General features: G+C 71.4%; 13 protein-coding genes. 6 read left to right on the top strand and 7 right to left on the bottom strand.

The window, feature by feature from the left end:
• Nucleotides 1-22 precede the first annotated feature (22 nt).
• Nucleotides 23-1375: an extracellular solute-binding protein gene (locus tag M3B01_RS01155; RefSeq protein WP_259789021.1), complete on the bottom strand. Its 1353-nt coding sequence runs from the start codon at nucleotides 1373-1375 to the stop codon at nucleotides 23-25.
• A gap of 438 nt (nucleotides 1376-1813) precedes the next feature.
• Between M3B01_RS01155 and M3B01_RS01150 the strand changes: the two genes are divergently transcribed.
• The 6 genes from M3B01_RS01150 (at nucleotide 1814) to M3B01_RS01125 (ending at nucleotide 8844) form a co-directional block, all read left to right on the top strand.
• Complete coding sequence (locus tag M3B01_RS01150) at nucleotides 1814-2947, top strand: glycoside hydrolase family 172 protein (RefSeq protein ID WP_259789019.1); 1134 nt, start codon at nucleotides 1814-1816, stop codon at nucleotides 2945-2947.
• A gap of 5 nt (nucleotides 2948-2952) precedes the next feature.
• Complete coding sequence (locus tag M3B01_RS01145) at nucleotides 2953-4473, top strand: FGGY-family carbohydrate kinase (protein WP_259789017.1); 1521 nt, start codon at nucleotides 2953-2955, stop codon at nucleotides 4471-4473.
• A gap of 76 nt (nucleotides 4474-4549) precedes the next feature.
• A complete protein-coding gene (locus M3B01_RS01140; RefSeq protein ID WP_259789015.1) occupies nucleotides 4550-6211 on the top strand; it encodes a fucose isomerase in 1662 nt (553 codons plus the stop codon).
• Between the two features lie 25 nt (nucleotides 6212-6236).
• Nucleotides 6237-7286 carry a LacI family DNA-binding transcriptional regulator gene (locus tag M3B01_RS01135; RefSeq protein ID WP_259789014.1) on the top strand — a complete coding sequence of 350 codons (1050 nt, stop codon included), beginning with the start codon at nucleotides 6237-6239 and terminating at the stop codon, nucleotides 7284-7286.
• A gap of 26 nt (nucleotides 7287-7312) precedes the next feature.
• Nucleotides 7313-8221, top strand: coding sequence for an aldo/keto reductase (locus tag M3B01_RS01130; RefSeq protein ID WP_259789013.1), 909 nt, complete (start codon nucleotides 7313-7315; stop codon nucleotides 8219-8221).
• Nucleotides 8222-8346: 125 nt separating this feature from the next.
• On the top strand, nucleotides 8347-8844 hold the full coding sequence (locus M3B01_RS01125) for an FBP domain-containing protein (protein ID WP_259789012.1): 498 nt from the start codon (nucleotides 8347-8349) through the stop codon (nucleotides 8842-8844).
• Nucleotides 8845-8883: 39 nt separating this feature from the next.
• Here the strand turns inward: M3B01_RS01125 and M3B01_RS01120 are convergent, their stop codons facing one another.
• The 6 genes from M3B01_RS01120 to M3B01_RS01095 form a co-directional block, all read right to left on the bottom strand.
• Entirely contained in the window at nucleotides 8884-9561 is a 678-nt protein-coding gene (locus M3B01_RS01120) for a nucleoside/nucleotide kinase family protein (protein ID WP_396123321.1), read from the bottom strand.
• A gap of 64 nt (nucleotides 9562-9625) precedes the next feature.
• On the bottom strand, nucleotides 9626-12988 hold the full coding sequence (locus M3B01_RS01115) for an exodeoxyribonuclease V subunit beta (protein ID WP_259789010.1): 3363 nt from the start codon (nucleotides 12986-12988) through the stop codon (nucleotides 9626-9628).
• A complete protein-coding gene (locus M3B01_RS01110; RefSeq protein WP_259789008.1) occupies nucleotides 12985-15858 on the bottom strand; it encodes a PD-(D/E)XK nuclease family protein in 2874 nt (957 codons plus the stop codon). Before M3B01_RS01110 ends, M3B01_RS01115 begins: the two co-directional genes overlap by 4 nt.
• Before the next feature lie 217 nt (nucleotides 15859-16075).
• Nucleotides 16076-17605 (bottom strand): arylsulfatase, encoded by a 1530-nt coding sequence (locus M3B01_RS01105; protein WP_259789006.1) that lies wholly within the window; start codon nucleotides 17603-17605, stop codon nucleotides 16076-16078.
• Between the two features lie 198 nt (nucleotides 17606-17803).
• Entirely contained in the window at nucleotides 17804-18937 is a 1134-nt protein-coding gene (locus tag M3B01_RS01100; RefSeq protein WP_259789004.1) for an SPFH domain-containing protein, read from the bottom strand.
• Between the two features lie 66 nt (nucleotides 18938-19003).
• Nucleotides 19004-19915 (bottom strand): PfkB family carbohydrate kinase, encoded by a 912-nt coding sequence (locus M3B01_RS01095; RefSeq protein WP_259789002.1) that lies wholly within the window; start codon nucleotides 19913-19915, stop codon nucleotides 19004-19006.
• Nucleotides 19916-19919: the final 4 nt, after the last annotated feature.

Below are 19919 nucleotides of genomic sequence, written 5' to 3'. Positions count from 1 at the left end.
TGTCCTCCCTCGCCGACGCCGATCAGGCGTCCATCTCGGCGCGGATCTCCGCAAGGTTCTCGCGGTCGATCACCTTCTGGATCTCCTTTTGCGCTTCGGCCAGGGCATCGGCGGGCGACTTCTCGCCGAGCATGCCGGCTTGGATCGCATTGCCCATCGCCAAGTTGACGTCCCACGGGTACTGGGCCTCGGGGATGCAATAGGGCACCACGTCCTCGAAGACCACGTCGGACCACGGAGCGTCCTCGGCCGCGGGGTCGGAGTTGACCACCTCGGTCACCTCGTCGCGCGCCGGAGCCTTGGTGAACTGCGTATCCACGAAGAAGGGCTTGAGCACCTCCGCGTCGGTGAGCACCCACTCGAAGAAGGCGGCGGTTCCCTCGGGCTCCTTCGCCTTGGCGTCGATGACCCACTTCATGTTGCCGATGGTGGAGACGGAGGTGGTCTGATCCCCGTCGCTCTGCACCCACGGGGCCATCCCGATCTTCTCCACCATGTCCGGGTAGTCCGCAGCGATCTCCGACATGCCCCATGAGCCCTGGGACATCATGGCCACCTTGCCCTCGCCCAGCGCCTGCGCCGAGTTGCCGGCTCCCAGCGGCTGCCGCGGGATCCACTTGTTGTCCTGAAGGGTCTTGTAGAAGGTGATGAGCTCTTCGTACGCAGGATCCTCAGCGTCAGCCGTGGACCAGTCATCAGAGATCGGCAGATGACCCGCCACGTGCATCTGGGCGGCGACAGTGGTCCATCCGAAGGTGCCGGAGTCGACCGCAGTGTTCAGTGCGAACTCTCCGTTGCCCATCACGGAGGCCAGGGCCTCGCATGCCTCGTAGGTCTCGTCCCAGGAGGCGGGCGGCGCCTCGGGGTCCAGGCCCGCCTTTTCGAACAGCTCCTTGTTCCAGTAGAGCATCATCTGCGGCTCGACCAGCAGCGGGAAGCCGTAGAACTGGCCCTGGTACTGGCACACCTCCTTGGCCGCGTCGGTGGCGCCATCGAGCGCACTCGCATCGAACAGGTCGTCCAGGGGGAGCAGGAGACCGGTGCGGGCGGCGGTGTCGAGACGCCCGGGTTGCACGTACATGTCGGGCGCATTGCCCGCTGCCTGCGCAGCCTTCAGCTTCTGGTCCCAGGCGTCACCGGGGACCACCTGGTAGTTGACGAACACGTCCTCCTGGGCGGCGTTGAAGTCGTCGACGACCTTCTGGTACCAGTCGTTCTCCGGCGTGGTGAACACGCTGCCCCAGAACTCGACCTGGGCGCGGCCCGCCGACTGAGGGTCCTCCTTCGACTGCCCGGGGGTGCCGCTGCCGCAGGCGGCGAGACCGCCCACGGCCGCAGCGGCACCGGCTGCGCTGATGAATGTACGTCGCTTCATGATCGTTCTCCTCGTCATCGGGGATGCTGCGGATCGGGGTCGGTTCGCCCGGGAGCCCGGGGCGGGTGAGAGTGCTCGTGGTTCCGGCGGCGGTTCCTCGCACGCGACATCGCGTGCTTTGACCACGAAGAGGGCTCACGAGGCGGTAATCGTTTTCACACCCTAGCCCCGATCTGTGATGCCGTCAACGGGACCTAGTGCCCGAGTGCCACCCGCGCTCCGTGAGGTTGTCGGCGGCCGCGTCCTGTCCGGCTCCGGGGAGGATCCGGTGCAGCCGCGCAGGGTAGAGGGGCCTCGTCGGCAAACGTCGACCCGGGCGGGGTCATCGTTGACTCCAACCGCCCCCACTCCGTATGGTGCTGGTAAACGTTTCCTCGTCAAGGGGGCGTTTCCCCTCATCAGTCTCAGCGTCGACACCGCCCCAGGGAGCCATCCACCATGAGCCACGATCCCACGCACCTCGCCCGCCTGCGCCCCACCCTGACCCGTTCGATCAGCCCCGAGAACTTCGACGGCTCCCCGGGCGGCGGCGGCCGCGCCACCGAGGGAACCGGCGCCGAGGCGGGCCGGGACCTGGGTCAGGGCTGGAAGATCTCGCCCAGCGTCGACGTGAAGGCGGGGGAGACCTTCACCCTGGCGGAGATCGACACCGCCGGCGTGATCACCCACATCTGGGTCACCACGCACCCTGACAACTGGCGCACGCTGGTGCTGCGCGCCTACTGGGACGGCAGCGAGGAGCCCGCGGTCGAGGTGCCCTACGGCGACTTCTTCTGCCACGGCTGGGGCGTGTTCGCCCAGGTGGACTCGCAGATGGTCGCCGCCAACCCGCATGGCGGCTTCAACTCCTACTGGCCGATGCCGTTCCGCGAGGGCGCACGGCTCACCCTGGAGAACACCTCGGACACCGATGCCCGCGTGTACTACCAGGTCACCTACGAGATCGGCGGCGATCACAGCGAGGACGCCTACTTCCATGCCCAGTGGCGCCGCTCCAACCCCCTGGACGAGGCCACCCCGCACGTGCTGCTGGAAGGCATCGAGGGCCAGGGCCAGTACGTGGGCACCTACATCGCCTGGGGTGTGCACTCCAACGGCTGGTGGGGCGAGGGCGAGATCAAGTTCTACATGGATGATGACGACCCGGTCTCCGGCTTCCCGACCATCGCGGGCACCGGTACCGAGGACTACTTCGGCGGCGCCTGGAACTTCGACATCCCCGGCGAGGGATACACCGCGTTCACCACCCCCTACCTCGGCATGCCGCAGGTGATCCGCCCCGACGGCCTGTACGTCGCTCAGCAGCGGTTCGGCATGTACCGCTGGCACGTGGCGGATCCGATCCGCTTCGCCAAGGGCCTGCCCAAGGTCGATATCCAGGCACTGGGCTGGAAGTCCGCCGGCCGCTACCTTCCGCTGCGCGACGACATCGCCTCCACCGCGATCTTCTACCTCGACAGGCCCGCGGCCGCGCGACCCGCAGCCCCGGACTACGACGCGATGGAGATCCAGTACAACGCCGGCCCCGGCCCCCTCAGCCCCATCGGCCCGGCCCGCACCGAGCAGGCCTGACCGTCGTGGCAGGCGAGAGATCACCCGCCGCGCCCGCCGTGCTGGGGGTCGACGTCGGCACCTCCAGCACCAAGGGTGTGCTGGTGGCGGCCGACGGGACCATCCTGCGCACCGCGGTGCGAGAGCACGAGGTGGACCGCCCCGCTCCCGGGCACGTGGAGATGGACGCCCGCCTCTGGTGGGAGGAGTTCGCCTCCATCACCGCGGAGCTCACCGCACCCGGTGGAACGGAGGTGCAGGCCCTCGGCGTCTCCGGGATGGGGCCGTGCGTGCTGCTGGCCGATCAGGACGGCGAGCCGGTGCGCCCGGCCATCCTCTACGGGGTGGACACCCGGGCCGGTGAGCAGATCTCCCGCCTCACCGAGCAGCTCGGCGAGCAGGAGATCCTGACCCGCGGTGGTTCCGTGCTCACCTCCCAGGCCGCCGGGCCCAAGATCGCCTGGATCCGCGAGCACGAGCCCGAGGCCTACGCCCGCGCCCAGCGCTTCCTGATGCCCGCCAGCTACCTGGCGCTGAAGCTCACCGGTGCCTACGTGCTGGACCACCACAGCGCCAGCCAGTCCTCCCCGCTGTACGACTCCGAGCAGCTGGCCTGGCACCAGCCGTGGGCCGAGCTGATCGCCCCCGGCCTGCCGCTGCCCGAGCTGCGGTGGCCCGGTGACCAGGCCGGCACGGTCACCGCGGAGGCCGCCTCGGTCCTGCCCGGCATCGAGCCCGGCACCCCGGTGATCACCGGTTCGATCGACGCCTGGACCGAGGCCGTCAGTGCCGACGCCCAGAACCCGGGCGACCTGATGCTGATGTACGGCACCACCATGTTCCTGGTGGCCACCACCGACCAGCGAGTCACTGGCGGCACCATGTGGGGCACCGTCGGCGCCTTCGAGAGCACGTACTGCCTGGCCGGCGGGATGGCCACCTCGGGGGCGATCACCGCCTGGCTGCGCCGCCTCACCGGCGAGGTGCCCTACCCGCAGCTGCTCGCCGAGGCCGACGCCGTCGGGCCCGGCGCCGGCGGGCTGCTGATGCTCCCGTACTACGCGGGGGAGCGCACCCCCGTCCAGGACCCCGACGCCCGCGGCGTGATCGCCGGCCTCACCCTGGACCACGGCCGCGGCCACCTGTACCGCGCCGCACTGGAGGCCACCGCTTTCGGGGTGCGCCACAACGTCGAGGAGCTGCGGCAGGCCGGAGCCCCCATCGAGCGGGTCGTCGCCGTCGGCGGCGGCACCCAGGGCGGGCTGTGGACCCGGATCGTCTCCGACGTCACCGGCATCGACCAGGTGATCCCCACCTCCACCGTCGGCGCCTCCTACGGGGCGGCGATGCTGGCCGCCGACCATGCAGACGGGTTCGACGGCGAGGCCCGCACCCGGGCCCGTGCGTGGAACCCACCGGCCCGGACCCTCACCCCCGACCCCGAGAGGCGAGCGCTGTACGACGAGCTGTACCGCTCCTACCGGGAGCTCTACCCCGCCACACGGGGCATCACCCACGCCCTGGCCGCTCTGCAGCGACGCCGCTGAGACCACCGGACCACCCACGACCGGGCCCACGACGAGTGGGCTCACGATGCACCGCCCGACCCCGAAGGAGTCACCGATGACCGCCACCGAGACCCGCACCTACGCCCTCCCCGAGCGTCGCGAGGCCCCCACCGCGCCGGAGCGCACCGCCTACCTGATCCCCAGCGGCGACCTGCGCGAGAGCGCCAACCTGCCCAGCTGGCCGTTCCAGCAGGAGCTCGAGCGGATCGTCACCGAGGCCGTCGAGGCCACCGGCTGGCGCCTGCAGCGCGCCTTCGAACCGGATGCGGAGCGAGGCCACGGGTTCATCGTCTCCCAGCGCATGGGCATGGAGGTCTTCGCGACCATCCCCCCGGAGGCCCCCCTGATCGTGGCCACCGCGAACTGGCAGTACAGCCACCATGTGCTGGCCGGGCTGCGCACCCACCGGGGTCCCGTCCTCACCGTCGCCAACTTCGACCCCACCTGGCCTGGCCTGGTGGGCCTGCTGAACCTCAACGGCGGCCTGACCAAGATGGGTCGCGAGTACGCCACCACCTGGACCGTCGACGGCACCGACGACTGGTTCCGCGACGGCATCCGCAGCTTCGTGGAGACCGGCCGCATCGAGCACGACGACTCCCACGTCGCGCCCCTGCCGGACCTGCCGATCACCCCCGAGGTGGAGCTGGGCCGGGAGGTCGCCGAGCAGCTGCTCGACCAGAAGGCCATCATCGGCATCTTCGACGAGGGCTGCATGGGCATGTACAACGCGATCATCGACGACGAGATGCTCAACCCCCTGGGCATCTACAAGGAGCGCCTGTCCCAGTCGGCCCTGTGGGCCGAGATGCAGACCGTCACCGACCAGGAGGCCGATGCCGTCGGCGCTTGGCTGAAGGACGCCGGGATGACGTTCCGGCTCGGCACCGACGAGGCCACCGAGCTGACCGAGACCCAGCTGCGCTGGCAGTTCAAGATGTACGTGGCCGCCCTGCGCATCAGCGACGACTACGGCCTGGACGCCGTGGGCATCCAGTACCAGCAGGGCCTGAAGGACGTGTGCCCCGCCTCCGACCTCGTCGAGGGCCTGCTGAACAACGTGCAGCGTCCTCCGGTCACCAGCCGGGACGGCTCCCGGGTGCTGTGGGAGGGGCAGGCGCTGCCCCACTTCAACGAGGTCGACGAGGGCGTGGCAGTGGATGCCCTGCTCACCAACCGCCTGTGGACCGCGATGGGGATGGATCCCGCCACCACCCTGCACGACGTGCGCTGGGGCGAGGAGTACGAGGGCCGGTACGTGTGGGTGTACGAGATCTCCGGCTCCGTCCCGCCCAGCCACCTGATCGGCGGGTACGAGGGCGCCGAGGGCTGGCGGCAGGGCCCGGCGTTCTTCCCCGCAGGCGGCTCCACCATCAACGGCGTCTCCAAGCCCGGGGAGATCGTCTGGTCCCGCCTGTACGTGCAGGACGACGCCCTGCACCTGGACATCGGCCGTGGCAGCGTGATTGAGCTTCCCGAGGAGGAGACCCGCCGACGCAAGGAGGCCACCAATCCCGAGTGGCCCATCGCCCACGTGGTGCTGCACGGCGTGAGCCGCGACCAGTTCATGGCCCGGCACAAGGCCAATCACGCCCAGCTCGTCTACGCTGACGACGCGGTCTCCGCCGACCGTGCCCTGACCGCGAAGGCTGCCGCGTTCGAGCGACTCGGGGTCACCGTGCACCTGTGCGGTGATGCCCGCCCCGCCGTGGACTGACAGCCCTCTTCCCGAGGAGGAACCCATGGCGTCGCGCCGCCCCACCATCATGGACGTGGCGCGCACCGCGGGCGTGTCCTCGGCGACCGTTTCCCGCGTCATCAACGGTGCCCCCACCGTCGACAAGGAGCTCAGCCGCCGGGTGCGCGCCGCCGTGCGCACCACCGGCTACGTGCCCAATGCGATGGGCCGCTCCCTGCGGCGCGGCGGCTCGGCGCAGATCGCGGTGGTCGCGCCCGATGCGGAGAACCCGTACTTCTCGCAGATCACCACCGAGGTGGAGCGCATCGCGCGCGGGCAGAACCAATCGGTGCTGATCGCCCACACCGAGGAGGATCTCGAGATTGAGCGCACCTGCTTCGCGCAGCTGGTGGGCAGGCAGGTCTCCGGCGTGGTGCTGATCCCCGTGGACCGTACCCACACGGACCTCTCACCGCTGATCGAGGCGGACATCCCCCTGGTGCTGGTGGACCGCTGGGTCGAGGGTGCCAGCACGGACCTGGTGGCCACCGACAACGTCGATGCCGGAAGGCAGGCTGCCGTGCACCTGCACGAGCGCGGCTTCCGGCGCCCCGTGGTGATCGCGGGACCGCCGGAGCTGCGCACCACCGAGGACCGCGCAACCGGGTTCCTGCAGGCCTGGCGGGGCGCCGGCGTGGAGGTGGGGGAGCAGAACCTGCTGCGCGGCGACCTGTTCCTGGACTCGGGCCGCTCAGCGATGCAGGAGATCCTCACGGGCGGTGAGGCGGACTGCGTGTACGTCACCAACAACCGCATGTCCGCCGGGGCCTTCGAGGCCCTGCGCGGCAGGACCGAAGCCCCCGCACTGCTGGCCACCGACGATGACCTGTGGACACGCCTGGTGACCCCGTCGCTCTCCGTGGTCAGTCAGCCGGTGCGCGGCACCGGCCGGGCGGCGGCCCGCATGCTAGGACAGCGCATGGCCGACCCGGACGAGGAGCCCTCCACCACGCTGCTGCGCTCGAAGATCATCGAGCGCGAGTCCACCCGCCCCCGCGTGGCCCGAGGACAACCCGGCCCCGCCCCGACCGTTCGGACCGAGCAGTCCCCGTAGCACCGCACCATGCGTAGGCTCGAAGCATGACCACCACCACAGCCCACGAGAACGTCGCAACCCGTCGCATCGGATCCCTGACCGTCTCCCCGATCGGCATGGGCGTGATGCCCCTGTCCCAGGGCCGCGGCGACGCCGCCCCGCAGGAGCAGGCCCACGCCACCGTGCACGCCGCGCTCGACGCCGGCATCACCTTCCTGGATACCGCTGACATCTACGCCCCCTCCTGGGACACCATGGGGCACAACGAGAAGATCGTGGCCGACGCCCTGAACAACTGGGACGGCGACCGCTCCCAGGTGGTGGTGGCCACCAAGGGCGGCATCACGCGCGGTGAGGGCGAGGCCTGGGGCCGGGACGGCTCCGCCGAGTACCTCCGCTCCGCGCTGGAGAAGTCCCTGAAGAACCTCGAGACCGACGCCATCGACCTCTACTACTGGCACCGCCCTGATCGCTCCATCCGGTACGCCGAGGGCATCGAGACCCTGGCGTCGTTCAAGCAGGAGGGCCTGATCAGGGAGATCGGCATCTCCAACGCGAACGTCGAGGAGATCGACGTGGCGATCGAGGTGCTGGGCGAGGGAGGCCTGGCGGCTGTGCAGAACCAGTTCTCGCCCACCTTCTTCCAGACCAGCCGGGAGGAGCTGAAGCACTGCGGTGAGAACGGCATCGCCTTCGTGCCCTGGTCGCCGCTGGGCGGAACGGGCGGTGGGGCCAGTGGTGTGGGGGAGCGGTTCGCGCAGATCGCCCGCATCGCCAAGGCGCACGACGTGTCCCCGCAGCAGGTGGTGCTGGCCTGGCAGCTGGGCCTGGGCGAGCACGTGATCCCGATCCCCGGCGCCAGCCGGCCTGAGTCGATCACCGATTCGGCCAAGGCCATGAGCCTGGAGCTGACGGGGGAGGAGTTCCAGGAGCTCTGCGGCATCATCGCCTGAGCTCCGGTGCGCCTCGGTGTGACGAGGCGTGCCCCCGCGCGCCATCGCCATCGTGACCTGATCTCTCTCCTGCGCCGTCCCCCACAGAAGGGGCATGTGCGCACGCCCGCCGTGAGGACCCCGTGATGAACCCCTTGACCGAGAACCAGATCCGCAGTTCCTTCCTCAACATCAGCAAGGGTGACGCGAAGCGCGCTGTCCTTCCCGACCTCTCACAGATCGCGTGGGAGGAGCGGGACTACCTGGGCTGGCAGGATGCTCGCCGTCCACTCCTGCACTACGTCGCCCTCGAGGTCGATGGTGAGCTCACCTGCCTCCTGCTGCGCGGGAGTTCATCAGTGACGTCCACGAAGATGCTCTGCGCCTGGTGCCAGGACGTCATCGACGGCGTGCATGCTGCGTCCTTCGTGGCCCCGCTGGCAGGCGAGGCCGGCCGACGCGGGAACTCGATCGGCACCGCCATCTGTGCGGACTTCGGTTGCTCGAGGAACGTGCGACGCGCCCCTACCGCGGTGGAGCTGCGTACGGCAGACCCAGCGCTTCTGGAGTACCACCGCGAGCAGCGGATCGCGGGGCTGCGCGCCCGTTCGGCCGACTTCGTGAGGGCCGTGCAGCGACGCTGAGACGGGGCGCTGCCTGTGACCCGCCGTCGGTCGCGGCTGCTACACCAGAGCGAACACCCGGTCGGCCCGGGCTCGGGTGGCGGCGACGATGCGGGCGTTGGACTCGTCCGGCCCCAGGGCCCAGGCGCGGGCGGCCTGCGGGTCCTTCCCGAACAGCTCGTGGCGTGCGATCAGCCGGTGGTGCCGGAGGTCCTCGGGCGTCTCGACGAACCAGACCTCGTCCAGCAGGGCCCTCACCTGAGCGAAGGGGCCGTCGTCCAGCAGCAGGTAGTTGCCTTCGGTGATCACCAGTGGCACGCCGCCAGGGACGTCGATGGCCCCGGCAATGGGCTGCTCGAGGTCGCGTTCGAACATGGGCGCCCACACCGGTGGGTCGTGCCTTCGGGCGCTGCGCAGCCGCTGCAGCAGGGCCGTGTAGCCGGTGGCGTCGAAGGTGGCCGGGGCGCCCTTGCGGTCGCGCAGGCCCATGCGTTCCAGGGCCGCATCGGCCAGGTGGAAGCCGTCCATCGGCACCACCGCGCAGGACCCGGCGGGCAGGTGGGAGGCGAGCAGTGCCGTGAGGGTGGACTTGCCCGCCCCCGGTGCCCCGGTGATCCCCAGCATCCGGCGGCTCCCGCCGCGCACTGCCTCGTCGAGCAGTACGTGTGCCGCCTGGACGGCCTGCTGAACCCCCGGTGGGAGGGCCGTGGACGGTGGTGGCTCGGGGACGGCCGCGATGGCCTCGTGCGCGGCAGCAGACGGTGTCCTCCCGGCAACGGCCTGGGTGGGCTCTCGCGCTGGATCACCGGGCACGGTTGACCTCCAGGTCCACCTCGAGCACCTCTCCGCGCAGAGGCAGGTGGATCAGCACCTGGGCGGGCGGGATCCCGGCGGCGGCGAGGGCCTGCGAGTAGGTGTCCAGCTGGCCCAGGTAGTGCTCGCGCACGTGCCGCACCGGCTCCGCCCCCGGATAGGTCTTGTGGTCGACCAGCACGATGCGGCCGTCCGGCAGTCGCAGGAGGGTGTCGATCCATCCCTCCATCACCTGATCGTCCTGGTTCCACCAGGTGATGGGCTGCTCGGTGAGCTGCTGGGCTCCCGGGAACCGGTCCTCCAGGAAAGCAGACCAGGCCTCGCCGGCACGCATCAGTGCATCAGCGCCGACGGACCGGGTCACGGTCCAGCGCTCCACCAGGCGCTGCGCGGCCTGCGCGCGCTGCTCAGGGGTGAGGCTGTCCAGCGGCAGCGACAGGTAGGCGTGCACCGCCTCGCCCACGCGCTCCCAGCCGGCCGCGCCCTGGGAGACCAGAGGCGTGCCGATCCGCTGGGGTGCGCCGACGGTGCCCAGCTCCGCGGCCGAGGCCACGCCGGAGGCCTGGAGACGCACGGACCGTGCAGGGGCGATGGACGCCGCGACGTCGGTGCCGGCCAGGGACGGGTGGGTGTCGGGCAGGTCGGTGGCGGCCAGGGGGCTGCGCGCCGAGCCGTAGGCCTCGGCGTCCTCGGGGAGCGTTCCACGGGTGGAGCGCACCACCGCGGGAAGCTGCTCGGCGCCGGCGACCTGGAGGAAGGACTGGCCGAGGGACCACGACAGCAGGGGCCCCGGGCCCGCGGCGCCGTCGACGGCGGTCGCCGTGCTGCCGTTGGCACCCGCGCCAGTGGTCCCCGTGTCGTCGTCGGCCACGAGGGCGTCGAGTGCGGGCGCGCTGCCCTCCCCGGACAGCACGGTGACATCGGCCGAGCGGGTGAAGGCCACGTACTGCAGGCGACCGGCCTCGTTCCGGTCCTGCCTCAGGCGGTGCTGGGCGTGCGCTGATGCCTCGAGGCCCTCCTGCACCGGCGGGTAGGAATCCAGGAGCTTGGGCCAGTACCGCGCGGAGCGCCCGGCTAGGGGAGCGGTGACGTCCAGCTGCGGGGCCGGGGCGATGAACGATCCCCAGGTGTGGGTGCGCTCGGTGGGCTTCGCCTCGAGCATCACCACCACGCGGGACCACTCGAGCCCCTTCGCCCCGTGCACGGTGCCCACCCACACCGTGTCCGGGCTACCGGTGAGGTTCGGGCCGCGGTCGGACTCGTCCAGTGCGGCCCGCAGGCCGGTCAGGGTGATGGGACGGGAGTCCATGCGGGCCTGGTCGGCGTACTCGGCGGCCAGGGCGCGCACGGCATCGAGGGTGCGCAGTCGCTGGTCGGGCAGCGACCAGGTGCGGATCAGCTCGGGGAGGTCCAGGGCGTCGATGAGGGCGGCGATCATCTCGACGGGGGTGAGCAGGATGCAGCCCTCCCGCAGGGCATGCAGCCGGGCGAGGCTGGGATCCCTCCACCACTGCCGGAACACCTCCTGGCGCGCCTGGGCATCGGGGGCTGCGGTGAGCTGGGTGAACCAGTCGCGGTGCGCCCGATGGCCGGGCAGCAGGTCCACCAGCTCGGTGAGTGCCAGGGTGTCGCTGAGGTCCAGGGTGACGGCGAGGGCTGCGCGCAGGATCCTGCCCTCGCGGGTGGCGAGGATGCTCGCTCCCTCACCGGAGGCAGGGATGCCGCGCGCGGTGAGCGCCTCGATCACCTGCTCCGCCTGGTGGTTCTTGCGCACCAGCACGGCGATGTCCGAGGGCCCGACACCGGGTTCGGCCAGCAGTTGCATGATGCCGTCGGCCACGGCGGTGGCGTGCTGCGCGAAGGGCTTGCGGCCGGTGTATTCGGGGATCCACGCCTCCAGTCGCCCCGGCGGGTGGCCCTGCGCACGGCGCCGGGCGACGGCTTCCTCTGCGGCGGCCAGCGTGACACGTTCGATGGGCATGTGGGGGAAGATGCGCGGGAAGATCGCGTTGACCAGGTCCAGCACCGGTTCCTGGGAGCGCCAGGAATGGGTGAGGTCGGTGATCTCGCCCTTGCCCCATTCGGTCGTGCCGGCCTCCAGCAGCGCCAGCACATCGAGCATGAGGGAGGGGTCGGCGTCGCGGAAGCCGTAGATGGCCTGCTTGGGGTCCCCCACCCAGATCTTGTCCTCGATCAGCCTGCCCAGCTCGAGGAACAGCTCGAGCTGGACGGGGGAGGTGTCCTGGAACTCGTCGACCGCCAGCAGGCGGAAGCGATCCTTGATGGCCTGTTGAGCCCGTGGACTGCTGCGGATCAGCTCGAGGGTGCGCACCTCCTGATCGACGAAGTCGATCAGCCCCAGATCGTCCTTGTACTGCGCGTACGCGTCGAGGGACCCGGCGGCCGTGTCCATCACCAGGTGGATCAGCTCCCGCGCATCGGCCTGCAGCACAGGATTGGCCAGCAGCTCGTCGGCGACCTGCTGGGAGATTCCCAGCAGCGCAGCATCCACGGCCTTGGCGTACGCGAAACCAGGGAGCTTCCTGCCCGCCTCCTTGGCGGCGGCCCGGGCCTCGGCCACCTGCGCGGGCTTCGCGAGCTTCGCCCATCCCGCCCAGGGGGCGCGCGAGGGATCGGCCAGGTCACGGCGCAGCTGCTCGAGGGGGTCGAGATGCTTGCGGATGGTCGCTGCAGGGCTCTCTGCGGCGGCATCGGCCTCGGCACGAAGGGCCTGCAGAGCACCGTCCAGCCCGGCCAGCCAGGCCTGCCTGCGATCCTGATCGGAGGCGGCCGGCAGTGCTGCGTCCCGGTACTCCTGCCACGAGGCCGCGGCCGCGGCGCGCAGCTGGTCCGCTCCGATGCGATTGGTGCGGGCCCGGCCGGCGAGGTCTCGCACGTGGGAGCGCCAGGACGGGGTGGCGCTGTAGGGGAGGGCAGGGTCCTCCTCGCCGTCGTGGCCGGTGCGCGCCAGCAGGTCGCCCGAACGGGCACCGGCGGCCGCAGCAGCGTCGTCGATGGCGGCGTTGAAGGCGGCCTTCTGCCGGTCGGCGTCCAGCACCTGCACGTCCGGGGAGATCCCGGCGTCCATGGCGAACTCGCGCAGCAGCTGCCCGGCCACCGCGTTGACGGTGCCGATCATGGCGCTGTCGATCCCGGTGGCGGCCTGGGCGTCGCCCACCTCCAGCAGGGTGCGCCGCACCCGGTCGGAGAGCTCGGCGGCGGCCTTGGTGGTGAAGGTGGTGGCGATCAGCTGGGAGGGCTGCAGGCCGCCCTTGATCCGCTCGGCGATGTCGTGGGTGAGGGTGTGGGTTTTGCCGGAGCCGGCGGAGGCGTTGATCAGGGTGAAGGTCATCGGAAGTCTCCCGTCATGCCGCACAGCTGGGCGTACTCGCTGGTGGCGCAGTAGCTGTCGACGGCCACCAGGCCCTCGGAGCGTGCCGCGGCCCGGGCGCCCTCCAGTGCCCTCCTGCGCTTGCTGTAGGGGGCGTCCAGCGGCAGGTTCGCGCCAGCGAGCAGCGATCGGCAGCCGGCCACGGCCGTGCCTTCGGCGATCTGATCCAGGGCGGTGGTGACCGAGCGCGTCAGGCGCTCCCAGGAGTCGCGCACGTCCATCGGGGTGCGACGGCGCGGATCCAGCTCGCGGTCCGCGGAGACGAACTCACCGGCATGCAGCAGGAAGTACCCCACCTGCGCGGGCTCGGCGAGCGACTCGGCCTGGTCGAGGGCCCAGGCGTAGGAGGCCAGCTGCACGGCGTCCCCGGTCTCGTACAGGTCGCCGTAGCGGGTGCGGCTGCGGGACCACTTCAGGTCGATCACCGTGGGGTGCCCGGAGGCATCGCGCAGGTCCAGGTCGCGGCTGCCCACGAACTCGATGGTGCGCGCGCCGCCGGCCAGCGGCAGCGTGAGGGGATGGGAGAAGCGCACCTCGGTGCCGGTGATCCGCAGGCCTGCTCGCGCCGTGCCCGCGAACAGGGTGCGCAGGGACCGCACGGCGCGGTCGTGCACATCGGCTCGCTGCGCCGCGTGGCCGGGAAGGTCCAGCTCGGAGGCGAACTGGGGGACGAGGCGATCGAAGACGGAGGTGATCTCCTCGTCGGTGGGCGGACGGAGCGGCGCGCCACCGACGCCGTCGTCCCACCGCTGCTGCACCAGCTGCTCCATCACGGCGTGCACCAGGGTGCCGATCATCCGGTCCCCGGTGGGCAGGGCGGCGACGTCCGCGGTGCGCACGCCGAGGGCGTGCTGGAGCAGCCAGTGCAGCGGGCACCCCACGAGGGTCTGCGCCGCGGTGAACGACAGGCGCTGTGGGAGCAGATGCGCACCGGTGGCGAACTGACGGTGAAGGTGCTCCGGCGGTTCCGCCCGGACCAGCCCGGGAACGCGCACCGGCAGTTCGACGCCGCCGAGCGCCCAGGTGCCGCCGGTGATCAGTGATTCGGGGCTGCGGCGGTGCGCTCCTGGTGGCCCGTCCTGCCTGCGTGCGCTCTCCAGGTGGGCCAGCAGGCCGCTGGGCGGCGGTGGCTTCTCCAGCCGGCGCCCGGGCAGCACCGCGATCACCTGCCCTGCGGTGCGCAGGCCCCGCAGGGCCGCATCGACGTGCAGGCCGGCGAGCTGCTCGGGATCGATCAGGTGGGCGCCTGCCGAGCGCAGGGCCTCACGCTCGGCCTGGTCCCATTGCACGGCGGTCGGGGTCTCACCGCCCTCGGGGGCCCACCACAGCACGGTGCCGCCCGCGGCCGCGACCTGTGCAGGGCGGGTGGTGACCTTCCAGGTCGCCACCTGCGCGCCGGCCAGCGGGGAGCGACCGGACCCGCCGCAGGCGTCGATGATCTGCTGCAGGGTGCGCCGTGAGAGCAAAGTGGTCGGATCGAGCATCCCCAGCACGGCCTGCAGGGTGCGCACCTGGGTGAGGGAGGCCAGCAGGTCCCCGTCCCCGTGGGAGACGGCCTGCAGCCGCTGCGACAGCCAGTCCAGCCGGGCCGCGACCGCCGGGGGCTGCAGACGATCCGCGGGGAGCGGGTCTGTGACCAGACGGTGGATCTCCTGGGCGGCCGTCAGTGCCTTCTCCGCGCTGGGGCGGAGATCCGCATCGGCGGCGGCGAGGCGCTCCTCGAGCTCGCCCAGGGCGCGCCGCCAGGCCGGGCCGCCCACGCCGGGCTCCTGCGTGAGCGCCCGCAGCAGGAGCCGACGGGCAGCGGCGGGCACCAGGCCGATGGGCTCGGCATCGCCATCGGCCCCCGGGAGCACTCGCAGGTCCAGCAGGGCGGCGAGCTGGTGGACGTCCACCGGGGCGGTGGCGACGTCGAGGTACAGCCCCAGCACCTGGTGGTGGGCGCGTGCGGTCGAGGGGGCGACCGCACCCGCCGCGGGCAGCCCGCGGCGCCGCAGTGCCTGATCCAGGATGGTGGTGTCGGCTCCTGCCAGGAGGGTGAGGGATGCACCCCCGGGGGCCTCGGGGGAGTGCGCGGCAGCTGCGGCGGGAGCGGGTGCAGCCGGTGCGGGTGCGGCCGCGTGGGAGGCGGCCAGGTACCGAGCGGCGACGTCGGCGGCGGTCCATTCGTCCTGGCAGACCACCACCTCGAGGTGCGGGCCGGGCGTGGGCTGCGCTGCCGGCGGTGCCTGCACCACGACCCCGCTGCGGGCCAGCGCGGCGAACAGCCGGGGCCACAGGCCGGGCAGTGCGGAAGGGTCCTCCTGCGCGGTGACCTGGGTGATGCCCAGCGGCCAGGTGCCGCCGGTGCGCTCCAGCTCCTCCAGCAGGGACAGCAGCTCGACCAGGTCATCAGCGGATGACGGGGAGAGGGTGGCCGGGCGCCCGGCGATGCCCGTGGTGCCGGGCATGCCGACCACCACGGCGTCCTCCACATCGCGCAGCGCGGCCAGCCGCGGTGGCAGTGGGTGGTCCGTGCCCGGAGGGTTCCAACCGGCCTCGACCGCTGCATCCCGCCAGCGCAGCAGCTGGCGGGAGGTGCTCCACGGATCCACTGCGAAGGAGCGGGACGGCCAGAACGCCTCGGGTTCGGAAGCCGAATCCAGGTGCTGGTGGATGAGTTGCATGTACTGCGCGATGCGCACGGCCTGGTCCACGGCGGGGCGGGTGAGGCCGAGCCTTGTCTGCAGCAGCTGCACCAGGCCCCGGGGGCCCATCCGCACCTGCCCGTGCGCGGCGTGCCCGGGAGCATCGGCCCAGGCAGCGCCGTCGGCCGTCCATCCGAACTCCATCTGCATTCCTACCGGCCCTTCCTTCCGGCTGGCGCCGGATGATCCCACCCTAGAGGCGGGCTGTGACCGACGAGGTCCCGCGCCCGTGGATCCGCCCCGTCGCACTCACGGCCGCACGAGGGTGAGAATCCCAGTCACGGCCCCTTCGAGCCGCGCCACCACCGCCACTGGACCCGGTCGTGGGCAGGCGGGCCGGCCTCGTCGGGGGTGCACGTGCTCAGGCCAGGGCGTGCTCGCGCACCCAGGAGGCCTCGGACTGGATCCGGCGACCGGGCACCAGGCTCTCACCGTCGACGAAGCCCTCCTCACGGTCGCGCAGGTGCTCGACGAGCAGGGCCCGGTGGCGCTCCAGCTCGCCCGCATGATCAGGATCTGTGGCCAGGTCGTGCAGCTCGCGGGGATCGGCCTCGAGATCGAACAGCTGCTCGTGGCCGTCGCCGGAGAACCAGATGTACTTGAAGCGCTCCGAGCGGATCCACTGCATGGAGTGGTTGCCCAAGGCGACGATGGTGTGCTCGCCCTGCAGATGGTCCCGCAGCGGGGTGCGCTCGCTGATGGCCTCGCGCACGCTGATGCCGTCCACGCCCTCGGGCACCTCCACGCCGGCCAGGTCCAGCAGGGTGGGCATCACGTCGCGCAGCTCCACGATCGCGTCGAACTCCCCACCCGGGCCCCACTGCTCCCGCAGCCGCGGCGGCAGGTGCAGCACGAAGGGGATCCGCGCCGAGCCCTCGTAGCCCACGGCCTTCTGGTACATGTCGTGGTCGCCCATCATGTCGCCGTGGTCGGAGACGAACAGGATCACGGTGTCCTGCAGCAGGCCATGGTCCGAGAGGGTCTCGTTCAACCGGTTCAGCTGATGGTCGATGAACTCGATGCTGCCGTAGTAGCCGGCCTTGACCTGCTGGTGGGTGGAGTCCTTCTGCGCACCGAACTGCGCGCCGATCCCGTAATCGTCACGCTGCTGGTCGAAGTGGCCCACCCAGTCGCCATAGGCCCGCTCGGGAAGCTCCCCGGACCGGGCGCGGTCCACGTACTTGTCCCACAGCCAGCGGGGCGGGTCGAAGGGCGCGTGCGGACGATGGAAGGACATGTACAGGAAGAAGGGACGGCTGGGGTCGCGCCGCTCGATGAAGCGCATGGACTCGTCGGCCACCCAGCGGGTGGGGTGCAGGCGCTCCTCCCGCTCCCAGGGGCGGGCGGTGATCGCGTTGCAGCCCAGGCCCGTCTCCTGGTAGTCCGCCCGCGGGTCCCCGGTCTCCCTCCGCAGGAAGTCCACGTAGTCGTCGATCGCCCCGCGGGTGCCGCGGGCCAGGGTGCGGGAGATGTGCATGAACCCGTCGTGCAGCAGCACGTCGTCGAAACCGCAGCGGGCCCGTTCGGGGAACACGTGCATCTTGCCCACCCCGAACGCCTGGTACCCGGCCTCCCGCAGCGTGGATTGCAGCGTCACCGGGTACAGGGAGGGGAAGTCGATGCCGTCGCGGTACCCGTAGCGGCCGTGCAGGTGCGGGGACTTCCCGGTGAACATCGCCACCCGCGCCGGCACGCAGGTGGGGGTGGCGGAGTAGGCCCGGGTGAACCGATAGCCTCGGCGGGCGAGTTCATCGAGGTTCGGGGTGTCGATGTGCTCGTTGCCGTCCGCCCCGAAGGCGTCGGCCCGCATCTCGTCCACGCACACCAGGATGATGTTCGGGCGCCATGGAGTCTCGTCTTTCTGGGCGGTGGGGGCCGTGCTCTGGTCCATGGGGCAGCTCCGGGTGGGCGAGAAGGGGGTGGGGAGGGCGTGCGGGGGCGCGACGGGTGTCAGCGGCCGACGGGGGCGGGCGACAGGGCAGGCGCGGGCGACAGGGCAGGCGCGGGCGACAGGACGGGCGCGGGCGGCAGGGCAGGCGCGGGCGACAGGACGGGCCGGCCCCCGCAGGGACCGGCCCGTGCCGATCGATCAGTTCGCGCTTCCGGGCTGTGCCCACGGCGGGACGTCCCCGGGGGCCAGCGGCTGCGCGGCCTGCTGTGCCTGACGGCGGGCGCTCTCCTCCCGCTGCTGGGCCTCGCGGCGGGCGCGGGCGGCGCGGTCCTTCTCCTGGCTGCGGCGGCGCTCCTCCGCCCGACGGCGGCCATCGGCATCCGAGGTGTCGGCGTCCGCGTCGGCCTCTTGCGCGGCCTGGGCCTGCAGCATGGCGTTGCGGATCTCATCGCCCATGGTGCCCACGGTGCCCGGGTTGGAGGGCAGGAACAGCACGTTGGAACGGCCGTTGCGGGCCACATCCTGCATGGTGTCGAAGTACTGCGTCATCAGCAGCAGCTGCTCGGCGGAGTGCTCGATGCCCACCTTGCGCAGCATCTCGTACTGCTCGGCGATGCCCATGGCGATGGCCTTGCGCTGGGCGGCCACACCCTCACCCTGCAGGCGCTTGGACTCGGCCTCGGCCTCGGCCTGGGTGACGCGCTTGATCTTGTCGGCCTCGGCCAGGGACTGTGCGGCCACGCGGTCGCGCTGGGCGGCGTTGATGGAGTTCATCGAGTCGCGCACGCGCGAGTCGGGGGAGATGTCCTGCACGAGGGTGTTGACGATGTTGAAGCCGAACTCCTGCATGCGGGCGGAGAGGGTCTGCTCCACGGAGCGGGCGATGTCGTCCTTGGACTCGAAGGCGGCGTCCAGCTCCAGGCCCGACAGGGCCGAGCGCACGGTGTCGAACACGTAGGAGCGGATCTGCGCCTCGGGGTTGGAGAGGCGGTAGTACGCATCGACGACCTGCTCCTCCTTGATCACGTACTGCACGGCCACCGGCACGGTGACGAACACGTTGTCCTTGGTCTTGGACTCGATGTTCACCTCCAGCTGCTGGATGCGCAGGGAGATCGGGCGGGTGATGTTGTCGATGAACGGCGCCTTGAAGTTCAGGCCGGGCCGGGCCACGCGGCGGAACTTGCCGAAGCGCTCCACGATCACGTTCTCCTGGGTGTGCACGGTGAACATGAGCGAGGTGCGCAGGCCGCCGAACAGCAGGGCCGCGAGGATCGCGAGGCCGACGACGGCGACCACGACGATGACGAGGAAGAGGACGAAGCCGTCCATGAGGGTCCTTTTCTGAGGAGTGAGCGGGTGTGAGCCACGCTATCAAGGCGGCGTGCGCCCTGCGGCTCAGGCCAGGAACTCGTCCACCTCGGCGCGCGTGGGGGCGCTCTGGGGGCCGCGGCGGGTCACCGCGATCGCCGCGGCGGCGTTGGCGCGCGTGGCGGCCGACTCCCAATCGGCGCCCAGGGCCCGTTCGGCCAGCATCACCCCGGTGTGGGTGTCCCCGGCACCGTTGGTGTCCACCGCCTTCTGCGGGAACGCCGGGATGTGCGTGCCCCGGCCGTGGTGGAACACGATGCACCCGCGGGAGCCGTCCCGCACCACCACCACCGCGCGCTGGCCGATGCGCCGGCGCAGCGCCTCCGGGGTGTCCTGCAGGGAATCCAGACCCGTGAACGCGCGCGCCTCATCCGCGTTGGAGGTCCACACGGTGGTGCGCTCCAGCACCCGGTCCTGCACCTCGGTGGGGAAGGACGCGAAGGGCTCCCCGGGATCCAGCACCACCTCGACCCCGCGCGGCACGGTGTCCAGGAACTCCAGCAGCGGCCCCCGGGTGGGCTCGAACAGGGTGTACCCGGAGATGCACAGCAGGTCCCCGGGCTGCGGATCCAGCCGGGCCAGGGATGCGGCGGTGACGGAGCGCTCGGCTCCGTAGACCGTCAGGAAGCTGCGCTCGGCCGTCGGCTCCAGCAGCACCACGCAGTAGCCGGTGTCGTCGTCGGGACGGGGCTCGTCGGAGACCTGCACGCCCGCCTCCTCCAGCACGCTGCGCACCAGGTCACCGTTGGGGCCGGTGCCGTGCGCGCCCCCGTGGGCGGCCTGCGCACCGGTACGGGCGGCGGCCACCAGGATGGTCACCGCGCCCCCGGCGTAGCGCTGCTCGCTGGTGGCGTTGACGTTCCCGCCGCGCGGCGGCAGGGCGGGCACCTCGAGGATCACGTCCACGAGCGCCTGGGCGGTGTGCAGCACGCGAGGCATGCGG

The organism is Brachybacterium sp. p3-SID957, from assembly GCF_025144775.1.
Classification (GTDB): domain Bacteria; phylum Actinomycetota; class Actinomycetes; order Actinomycetales; family Dermabacteraceae; genus Brachybacterium; species Brachybacterium epidermidis.
Note: the sequence above shows the minus strand (reverse complement) of the source record. Positions and strands in the feature narration are given on the sequence as shown.

What these genes read in the sequence shown, in the direction of transcription:
- M3B01_RS01110 (WP_259789008.1), bottom strand. Translation starts at nt 15,858, where the DNA reads ATGGAGTTCGGATGGACGGCCGACGGCGCTGCCTGGGCCGATGCTCCC.
- M3B01_RS01150 (WP_259789019.1), top strand. Translation starts at nt 1,814, where the DNA reads ATGAGCCACGATCCCACGCACCTCGCCCGCCTGCGCCCCACCCTGACC.
- M3B01_RS01155 (WP_259789021.1), bottom strand. Translation starts at nt 1,375, where the DNA reads ATGAAGCGACGTACATTCATCAGCGCAGCCGGTGCCGCTGCGGCCGTG.
- M3B01_RS01130 (WP_259789013.1), top strand. Translation starts at nt 7,313, where the DNA reads ATGACCACCACCACAGCCCACGAGAACGTCGCAACCCGTCGCATCGGA.
- M3B01_RS01115 (WP_259789010.1), bottom strand. Translation starts at nt 12,988, where the DNA reads ATGACCTTCACCCTGATCAACGCCTCCGCCGGCTCCGGCAAAACCCAC.
- M3B01_RS01100 (WP_259789004.1), bottom strand. Translation starts at nt 18,937, where the DNA reads ATGGACGGCTTCGTCCTCTTCCTCGTCATCGTCGTGGTCGCCGTCGTC.
- M3B01_RS01135 (WP_259789014.1), top strand. Translation starts at nt 6,237, where the DNA reads ATGGCGTCGCGCCGCCCCACCATCATGGACGTGGCGCGCACCGCGGGC.
- M3B01_RS01095 (WP_259789002.1), bottom strand. Translation starts at nt 19,915, where the DNA reads ATGCCTCGCGTGCTGCACACCGCCCAGGCGCTCGTGGACGTGATCCTC.
- M3B01_RS01125 (WP_259789012.1), top strand. Translation starts at nt 8,347, where the DNA reads ATGAACCCCTTGACCGAGAACCAGATCCGCAGTTCCTTCCTCAACATC.
- M3B01_RS01105 (WP_259789006.1), bottom strand. Translation starts at nt 17,605, where the DNA reads ATGGACCAGAGCACGGCCCCCACCGCCCAGAAAGACGAGACTCCATGG.
- M3B01_RS01140 (WP_259789015.1), top strand. Translation starts at nt 4,550, where the DNA reads ATGACCGCCACCGAGACCCGCACCTACGCCCTCCCCGAGCGTCGCGAG.